Below are 7,395 nucleotides of genomic sequence, written 5' to 3' on the forward strand. Positions count from 1 at the left end.
TTCCTCAGTCGCGCAGGCTGATCACCGGCCAGCCGCGTTTCTCGGCTTCGGCGCGCAGGTTCGGGTCTGGATCGACCGCCACGGGGTTGTCCACCTGCTCCAGCAGCGGCAGGTCATTCATCGAGTCGCTATAGAAGTGGCTGCCTTCCAGGTTCAGACCGTTCTCTTCCAGCCAGCGGCGCAGGCGCGTCACCTTGCCGTCGCGGAAGCACGGCACATCGATGCTGCGGCCGGTGTAGCGGCCGTCGACCATCTCGCACTCGGTGGCGAGCAGGGTTTCCACCTCCAGGCGCTTGGCGATCGGCCCGGTGATGAAACGGTTGGTGGCGGTGATGATGACCAGCTTGTCGCCGGCATCGCGGTGCTTCTTCAGCAGGGCCAGGGCCTTGGGCAGGATGATCGGCTCGACGCAGTCGCGCATGAAGTCGCCGTGCCATTCGTCGAGCAGGGCCATCTCGGTGGTGGCCAGGATCTCCAGGCTGAAGTTCAGGTAGGCCTGCAGGTCCAGCTTGCCGGCCAGGTAGTCCTGGTAGAAGGCATCGTTGCGGTTCTGGTATTCCACCGGGTCGAGAATGCCGCGGGCGCACAGGTAGTCGCCCCAGGCGTGGTCGCTGTCGCCGCCGAGGAGGGTGTTGTCCAGATCGAATAAAGCCAGGCGCATTGAAGAGTCACTCGCATAACATCTGAAAAGTCCCACAGAATACGGACTTTTCACGACGCTGCACATAAGGTATGGCGGGCGCGTTGCTGGGCTTGCTGGCTTTGTGGAACAATGCGGCGACATGCGTTTGCGAGGCTGCTGCCGTGATCGACCCCGATGGTTTTCGCCCCAATGTCGGGATCATTCTCACGAATGATCTTGGACAGGTGCTATGGGCTCGGCGAATCAACCAGGACGCCTGGCAGTTTCCACAAGGCGGGATCAATCCCGACGAAACGCCGGAAGATGCGTTGTATCGCGAGCTGAACGAAGAAGTGGGCCTCGAGCGTCAGGATGTGGAAATTCTTGCCTGCACCCGTGGCTGGTTGCGTTATCGTTTACCCCAACGTCTGGTCCGGACCCACAGCCAGCCGCTGTGCATCGGCCAGAAACAGAAGTGGTTCCTGCTGCGCCTGGTGTCCAACGAGCAGCGGGTGCGGATGGACCTCACCGGCAAACCGGAGTTCGATGGCTGGCGCTGGGTCAGCTATTGGTACCCGCTGGGCCAGGTGGTGACATTCAAGCGCGAAGTGTATCGCCGCGCGCTCAAAGAGCTTGCCCCGCGCCTGCTGGCGCGCGACTGACGACGGAGTTCGACCCCGAGCCATGCTCAATACGCTGCGCAAGATCGTCCAGGAAGTTAACTCCGCCAAGGATCTCAAGACGGCGTTGGGGATTATCGTCTTGCGCGTCAAAGAGGCCATGGGCAGCCAGGTCTGCTCGGTCTACCTGCTTGACCCGGAAACCAACCGTTTCGTCCTGATGGCCACCGAAGGCCTGAACAAGCGCTCCATCGGCAAGGTCAGCATGGCGCCGAACGAAGGCCTGGTCGGCCTGGTCGGTACCCGGGAAGAGCCGCTGAACCTGGAAAACGCCGCCGATCACCCGCGCTACCGCTACTTCGCCGAGACCGGCGAGGAGCGTTTCGCTTCCTTCCTCGGCGCACCGATCATCCACCACCGTCGCGTGGTGGGCGTGCTGGTCATCCAGCAGAAGGAGCGCCGCCAGTTCGACGAGGGCGAGGAAGCCTTCCTCGTCACCATGAGCGCGCAGCTCGCCGGGGTTATCGCCCATGCCGAGGCCACCGGCTCGATCCGCGGCCTGGGCCGGCAGGGCAAGGGCATCCAGGAAGCCAAGTTCGTCGGCGTCCCGGGTTCGCCGGGTGCGGCGGTGGGTACCGCGGTGGTCATGCTGCCACCGGCGGATCTCGATGTGGTGCCGGACAAGACCGTCACCGACATCGATGCCGAACTGAAACTCTTCAACAACGCCCTCGAAGGCGTGCGCAACGACATGCGCACCCTCTCGGCCAAGCTGGCGACCCAGCTGCGCCCTGAAGAGCGGGCGTTGTTCGATGTCTACCTGATGATGCTCGACGACGCCGCGCTGGGTGGCGAGGTGGTCGAGGTGATCAAGACCGGTCAGTGGGCCCAGGGCGCCCTGCGCCAGGTGGTCGGCGAGCATGTCAATCGCTTCGAACTGATGGACGACGCCTACCTGCGCGAACGCGCCTCCGATGTGAAGGATCTCGGTCGCCGCCTGCTGGCTTACCTCCAGGAAGCCCGCCAGCTGTCGCTGGTCTATCCGGACAACACCATCCTGGTCAGCGAGGAGCTGACCCCGGCGATGCTCGGCGAAGTGCCGGAAGGCAAGCTGGCCGGTCTGGTCTCGGTACTCGGTTCGGGCAACTCCCACGTCGCGATCCTGGCGCGGGCCATGGGCATCCCGACGGTGATGGGCCTGGTCGACCTGCCGTATTCCAAGGTCGACGGCATCCAGATGATCGTCGACGGCTACAAGGGCGACGTCTACACCAACCCCAGCGACGTGCTGCGCAAGCAGTACGCCGATGTGGTCGAGGAAGAGCGCCAGCTGGCCCAGGGCCTCGACGCCCTGCGCGAACTGCCCTGCGAAACCACCGACGGCCACCGCATGCCGCTGTGGGTCAACACCGGGCTGCTCGCCGACGTGGCGCGAGCACAGCAGCGTGGCGCCGAGGGCGTCGGCCTGTACCGCACCGAAGTGCCGTTCATGATCAACCAGCGCTTCCCCAGCGAGAAGGAGCAGCTGGCGATCTATCGCGAACAGCTGCAGGCCTTCCATCCGCTGCCGGTGACCATGCGCAGCCTGGATATCGGCGGCGACAAGGCGCTGTCCTACTTCCCGATCAAGGAAGACAACCCGTTCCTCGGCTGGCGCGGTATCCGCGTCACCCTCGACCACCCGGAAATCTTCCTGGTGCAGACCCGCGCCATGCTCAAGGCCAGCGAGGGCCTGAACAACCTGCGTATCCTGCTGCCGATGATTTCCGGGATTCACGAGCTGGAAGAAGCCCTGCACCTGATCCACCGCGCCTGGGGCGAAGTGCGTGACGAAGGCACCGACGTGCCGATGCCGCCGGTGGGGGTGATGGTGGAAATCCCCGCAGCGGTGTACCAGACCAGGGAGCTGGCGCGCCAGGTGGACTTCCTCTCGGTCGGCTCCAACGACCTGACCCAGTACCTGCTCGCGGTGGACCGCAACAACCCGCGGGTCGCCGACCTCTACGACTACCTGCACCCGGCGGTGCTGCAAGCGCTGCAACATGTGGTCACCGCCGCACATGCCGAAGGCAAGCCGGTCAGCATCTGCGGCGAGATGGCCGGTGATCCGGCGGCGGCGGTGCTGCTGATGGCGATGGGCTTCGACAGCCTGTCGATGAACGCCACCAACCTGCCGAAGGTGAAATGGATGCTGCGCCAGATCAGCCTGGGCAAGTCGAAAGAGATGCTGGCGCAGGTCATGGAGATCGATAACCCGCAGGTTATCCACAGTACGTTGCAGCTGGCGCTGAAGAACCTGGGGTTGTCGCGGATGATCAACCCGGGGCAGGGGCACGGGGTCTGATACCTGGCTGACTGTTCCGACGCCATCGCGGGCAACGCCCGCTCCCACAAGGGCCGCGTGCGCTGCCGAACCCTGTAGGAGCGGGCGTTGCCCGCGATGAGGCCAGACCAGGCACCTCAGATCTCCAGCGCTACCTCCCCCAGATGCCCCCCGAACGGCCCGAAACTCCGCTCCAGCAACCGCCGCTTCCTATCCGCCTCGACGATCAATACCGTACTCGCCCGCGTCCCGTAGTTCTGGCTGGCGATGAACACACTGGACAGCAGCCGCTCGGTCGCCAGGCCGACCCCGGTGTTTGGTAACTCGGCATCGGCGGCCTGACGATCATCCCCCAGCAAGGCGAAAAACGCCTCCGGCGCCGTCTCGTCCAGCAGTCCGCGCAAGCCTTCCCGCGCCTTCACCAGCTTCGGCCACGGCGTGTCCAGCGCGGCATTCGACAGCCCGTAGACCCCCGCCGGCAACAAACGTGGCGCCGCATCGCCGCCATGCAGGTAACCCAGCGTGTGGCCGTCGCCCGCCAGCAGGTTGAACCCGGAATAGTGCTGCGCCTCGCCGGCCACCCTGTCCAGGTAGGCCTCCACCGACAATTCCCCGCGCAGATACCCGGCCACCAGTTCACCGCGCGAGCGCGCGCCGATGGGCTGGCCCGGATCACGAATGTTGGTCAGCGCGGCGAATCGCCCCCGCGGTCCGACCCCCAGCCAGGTGCCGCCGGCCTCCAGGTCGCGTCCGGCATGGACCCCCGGTGCTTCGTCCCAGGGCGCCAGCGCCTGGGTCGGGCGGGCGTAGAATTCGTCACGGTTGGCCGCGACGATCAGCGGGCGGGCATGGCCCGGCCGCCAGGCGAAAACGATCAGGCACATCATGGTTCCCGTTTGGCAGGCCTGTGGTAGTGCGTCACTGTACCCAGACTTGCCTGTCGGCGTCTTCACTGGAGGCCGGGCACCACCTTCCGTTACCATGCCGGACTGAATTTTCCGGGGGCGACAATGGAATTCGTGCTCTATCTGCTGCTGGGCGCCTGCGCGGGCGTGCTGGCCGGGCTGTTCGGCGTTGGCGGCGGCATCATCATCGTGCCGGTGCTGGTGTTCAGCTTCACCCTGCAAGACTTCGATACCTCGGTGCTGACCCACCTGGCCGTCGGTACTTCGCTGGCGACCATCGTCTTCACCTCGCTCAACGCCATCCGCGAGCACCATCGCAAGGGCGCCGTGCAGTGGCCGATCGTCGCCTGGATGACCTTGGGCATCCTCATCGGTGCCGGCATCGGGGCCAAGACCGCCTCGCTGATCCAGGGTCCGAACCTGCAGAAGATCATCGGCGTGTTCGCCCTGGTGATCGCCGTGCAGATGGCCCTGGACCTCAAGCCCAAGGCCAGCCGCAGTGTGCCGGGCAAGACCGGCCTGACCCTGGCCGGCAGCGTGGTCGGCTGGGCGTCGGCGATCTTCGGCATCGGCGGTGGTTCGCTGACCGTGCCGTTCCTGACCTGGCGCAGCCTGCCGATGCAGCAGGCGGTGGCGACCTCGTCGGCCTGCGGCCTGCCGATCGCCCTGGTCAGCGCCCTGAGTTTCATGGCCCTGGGCTGGCATGAAGAGCACCTGCCGGCCCACAGCCTCGGTTTCGTCTACCTGCCGGCGCTGCTCGGGATTGCCGTGACGAGCATGTTTTTCGCCCGCTTCGGCGCGCGCCTGGCGCACAAGCTGTCGCCGCGCCTGCTCAAACGCCTGTTCGCCGCGCTGCTGTTCTGCGTCGGCCTGAGCTTTCTGCTTTAACGAGAGGAGTCACCATGCTGCCTTACCCGCAGATCGATCCCGTGGCACTGGCCATCGGGCCGCTGAAAATCCATTGGTATGGCCTGATGTACCTGGTCGGCATCGGTGGTGCCTGGCTGCTGGCCTCGCGCCGCCTGAACCGCTTCGATCCGACCTGGACCCGGGAAAAGCTCTCGGACCTGGTGTTCTGGCTGTCCATGGGGGTGATCGTCGGCGGCCGGCTCGGCTACGTGCTGTTCTACGACCTGAGCGCCTACCTGGCCAACCCGACCCTGATCTTCGAAGTGTGGAAGGGCGGCATGTCGTTCCATGGTGGCTTCATCGGCGTGATGCTCGCGGCGCTGTGGTTCGGCAAGCGCAACAACAAGTCGTTCTTCGAGCTGATGGACTTCGTCGCGCCGATGGTGCCGATCGGCCTGGGCGCCGGGCGCATCGGCAACTTCATCAACGCCGAGCTGTGGGGCAAGGCCACCGACGTGCCGTGGGCGATGGTCTTCCCGCCGTTCAGCGACCCCGCGCAACTGCCGCGCCACCCGTCGCAGCTGTACCAGTTCGCCCTGGAGGGCGTGGCGCTGTTCCTGATCCTCTGGCTCTACTCGCGCAAGCCGCGGCCGACCATGGCGGTGTCCGGCATGTTCGCCCTGTTCTACGGGATCTTCCGCTTCATCGTCGAATTCGTCCGCGTGCCGGACGCCCAGCTCGGCTACCTGGCCTGGGGCTGGCTGACCATGGGTCAGATTCTCTGCGTGCCGATGATCGCCGGCGGCCTCGGCCTGATCTGGTGGGCCTATAATCGCAAGCCGACGGTAAAACCGGCGGTCTGATTTTCCACGGCAGGGGCAATCCCCCTGCCGTCTTCGTTACAGGAACGCTATGAAACAGTATCTGGACCTGGTCCGCGACGTCATCGAGAACGGCACCCTGCAGGAAAACCGCACCGGCGTGCGCACCATCGCCCTGCCGGGCGCCATGCTGCGCTTCGACCTGCAGAAGGGCTTTCCCGCCATCACCACGCGCAAGCTGGCGTTCAAGTCGGCGATCGGCGAGATGGTCGGCTTCCTGCGGGGCGTGAAGAATGCCGCGCAGTTCCGCGAGCTGGGCTGCAAGGTCTGGGACCAGAACGCCAACGAGAACGCCGCCTGGCTGGCCAACCCGTTCCGCCAGGGGCCTGACGACCTCGGCGAGATCTACGGCGTGCAGTGGCGCCAGTGGCCGGCCTACAAGCGCATCCCGCTGAGCAATGCCGCGGCCATCGAGCTGGCGCAGCGCAATGGCTTCGTCAAGATTGCCGAGGCCGAGGAAGACGGCGAGGCCTTCGTCGTGCTGTACAAGGCGATCGACCAGATTCGCCAGTGCGTCGACACCATCGTCAACGACCCCAACAGCCGGCGCATCCTGTTCCATGGCTGGAACTGCGCGCAGCTGGACGAAATGGCCCTGCCGCCGTGCCACCTGCTGTACCAGTTCCACCCGAACACCCAGACCAAAGAGATCTCCCTGACCCTCTACATCCGTTCCAACGACCTGGGCCTGGGCACGCCGTTCAACCTCACCGAAGGCGCCGCGCTGCTGTCGCTGGTGGGTCGCCTGACCGGCTACACGCCGCGCTGGTTCACCTATTTCATCGGTGATGCGCATGTCTACGAGAACCACCTGGACATGCTCAACGAGCAGCTGCGCCGCGAGCCGCTGGCAGCGCCGAAGCTGGTGATCAGTGATCGGGTGCCGGAGTTCGCCAGGACCGGGAAGTACGAGCCGGAGTGGCTGGAAAAGATCGAACCGAGCGATTTCAGCCTGGAAGGCTATGAGCACCATCCGCCGATGACGGCGCCGATGGCGGTCTGAGACCCACGCCAAACCCTGTACAAGCTGGATCTTCTGGCTGGCGCGGTCTCTGTAGGAGCAACTGTCTTCGAGGACTTTTTTAAAAACGATTCCTCCAGACATAGCTTCGCCAGCAACACAGCTCTCCGGTGTTGCTGGCGAAAACCCCGCTCAATATTTCAGTCCTGGTGCTTTTTCAGGCAGCGGGCGCCT

Annotated in this window: 7 protein-coding genes; 5 read left to right on the forward strand and 2 right to left on the reverse strand. The window is 64.9% G+C overall.

Features of this window, described 5'->3' with window-relative positions:
* Positions 1–4: 4 nt before the first annotated feature.
* Positions 5–661: an HAD family hydrolase gene (locus tag RTI28_RS11195; protein ID WP_316920508.1), complete on the reverse strand. Its 657-nt coding sequence runs from the start codon at positions 659–661 to the stop codon at positions 5–7.
* A 143-nt stretch (positions 662–804) separates the two neighbouring features.
* On the opposite strand from RTI28_RS11195, the gene RTI28_RS11200 reads away from it, so the two are divergent.
* Together RTI28_RS11200 and ptsP are read left to right on the forward strand one after the other, a co-directional pair.
* On the forward strand, positions 805–1,284 hold the full coding sequence (locus tag RTI28_RS11200; protein ID WP_009396722.1) for an RNA pyrophosphohydrolase: 480 nt from the start codon (positions 805–807) through the stop codon (positions 1,282–1,284).
* Between the two features lie 22 nt (positions 1,285–1,306).
* Positions 1,307–3,586: a phosphoenolpyruvate--protein phosphotransferase gene (gene ptsP / locus RTI28_RS11205; protein WP_316920509.1), complete on the forward strand. Its 2,280-nt coding sequence runs from the start codon at positions 1,307–1,309 to the stop codon at positions 3,584–3,586.
* A 116-nt stretch (positions 3,587–3,702) separates the two neighbouring features.
* On the opposite strand, the gene RTI28_RS11210 is transcribed toward ptsP, so the two are convergent.
* Positions 3,703–4,449 carry an NRDE family protein gene (locus RTI28_RS11210; RefSeq protein WP_316920510.1) on the reverse strand — a complete coding sequence of 249 codons (747 nt, stop codon included), beginning with the start codon at positions 4,447–4,449 and terminating at the stop codon, positions 3,703–3,705.
* Between the two features lie 126 nt (positions 4,450–4,575).
* Between RTI28_RS11210 and RTI28_RS11215 the strand changes: the two genes are divergently transcribed.
* From RTI28_RS11215 to RTI28_RS11225, 3 genes are read left to right on the forward strand one after another with little or no spacing between them, the layout of a single operon-like run.
* Complete coding sequence (locus tag RTI28_RS11215; RefSeq protein ID WP_316920511.1) at positions 4,576–5,358, forward strand: sulfite exporter TauE/SafE family protein; 783 nt, start codon at positions 4,576–4,578, stop codon at positions 5,356–5,358.
* Positions 5,359–5,372: 14 nt separating this feature from the next.
* A complete protein-coding gene (lgt, locus tag RTI28_RS11220; protein ID WP_316920512.1) occupies positions 5,373–6,182 on the forward strand; it encodes a prolipoprotein diacylglyceryl transferase in 810 nt (269 codons plus the stop codon).
* Positions 6,183–6,231: 49 nt separating this feature from the next.
* Entirely contained in the window at positions 6,232–7,203 is a 972-nt protein-coding gene (locus RTI28_RS11225; RefSeq protein ID WP_316920513.1) for a thymidylate synthase, read from the forward strand.
* Positions 7,204–7,395: the final 192 nt, after the last annotated feature.

The sequence above is a fragment of the Pseudomonas sp. zfem002 genome, from assembly GCF_032621685.1.
GTDB lineage: Bacteria > Pseudomonadota > Gammaproteobacteria > Pseudomonadales > Pseudomonadaceae > Aquipseudomonas > Aquipseudomonas japonica.